This window comes from Cetobacterium sp. ZWU0022 (genome assembly GCF_000800875.1).
GTDB lineage: Bacteria > Fusobacteriota > Fusobacteriia > Fusobacteriales > Fusobacteriaceae > Cetobacterium_A.
The window spans coordinates 1-1,243 of the sequence record NZ_JRJZ01000019.1; the positions used below are offsets into that span (position 1 = coordinate 1).

The 1,243-nt window shown below is 30.1% G+C and carries 2 protein-coding genes; both read left to right on the forward strand.

The window, feature by feature from the left end; all coding sequences use genetic code 11:
- Window positions 1–70: 70 nt before the first annotated feature.
- Window positions 71–340: a transposase gene (locus tag L988_RS01465; protein WP_047380843.1), complete on the forward strand. Its 270-nt coding sequence runs from the start codon at window positions 71–73 to the stop codon at window positions 338–340.
- Entirely contained in the window at window positions 295–1,206 is a 912-nt protein-coding gene (locus L988_RS01470; protein WP_081990275.1) for an IS3 family transposase, read from the forward strand. Before L988_RS01465 ends, L988_RS01470 begins: the two co-directional genes overlap by 46 nt.
- Window positions 1,207–1,243 lie beyond the last annotated feature (37 nt).

Sequence of the window (1,243 nt, forward strand, 5' to 3'; positions counted from 1 at the left end):
TGGTGCTAGAATAAGTTTGTAGACATAAAATAACAAATCATGTAAACTAAAACTTGAAGGAAGTGATTTTATGTCTAAACGAAAAACTTATGATGAAGAGTTTAAAAAAACTCTTGTTAACTTAATTTTAAATGGTCAGTCTCTTAAAGAGGTATCTCGTGAATATGGTGTGTCTTCATCCAATCTTATTCTTTGGAGAAAAAAATATAGTAATATTAATACCCAAAGTGATGAGGTTGTCACTCTCGATGACTTTAGAAAGCTTCAAAAAGAACTAGCCGCTGCTAAAGAAGAGTGTGCTATTCTAAAAAAGGCTTTGACAATATTCGCGAAAAACTAGATGATACTAAGATAACTGACCTTATCAAGCAATTAAAACCTAAATACAGCCAAGAAAAAATGTGTAAAATCTTTAAAATTAGTAGAGCTACTTACTACTTTAATCTCAATAAAACTACTACTAAGACTCAAGAGAGATATGAATTATTATCTTCTCAAATCAAAAGAATTTATGAGGAAAATTCTAAAATTTATGGGGCTCCTAAAATACATGCAATACTTAATCGTGAGGGTTATCCCGCGAGTATAAAGCTAGTTCAAAGAATTATGAGAGCATTAGGTCTTTCATCTATTACTAGAAAAAAGTACAAGCCCCAGACAATTAAATCAAAAGTTGAAGCACCTGCAAGTAATCTTTTAAAACAGGATTTTTCAACTACCTCAATAAACGAGAAAATAGTAGGAGATATCACATATATTTACACAAAAGATTTTGGTTGGACATATTTAGCTTCATTTATGGATTTACATACAAACGAAATCAAAGGTTGGGAGTACTCCACAACAATGACAACAGATATCGTTTTAAAAGCTCTTTCTAAACTTAATTTAAACAGTGATCTTACAGGCTGTATTATCCATACAGACCAAGGATCGCAGTATACGAGTAAAGATTATGTAGCTAAAGTTAAAGATTTAGGTGCAACCCTTTCTTATTCAAGAAAGGGTAATCCTTATGATAACGCTCCTATAGAATCTTTTCATTCAGTTTTAAAGAAAGAGTTAATTTATCAAAGTAAACCAAAGACTTTTGAAGAAACTAAAAAGTCTTTATTTAAATATATAGAAGGCTGGTATAACAACCATAGAATTCAGAAAAAACTAGGTTATTTATCTCCAGCTGATTATCAGAAACAAGTTGCATAATTTATAAAATTATGTTTAAAAACTTGACTTAATACCA

Bases quoted from the DNA above. Each gene is read 5' to 3' on its own strand.
- L988_RS01465 (WP_047380843.1), top strand. From the start codon at position 71: ATGTCTAAACGAAAAACTTATGATGAAGAGTTTAAAAAAACTCTTGTT.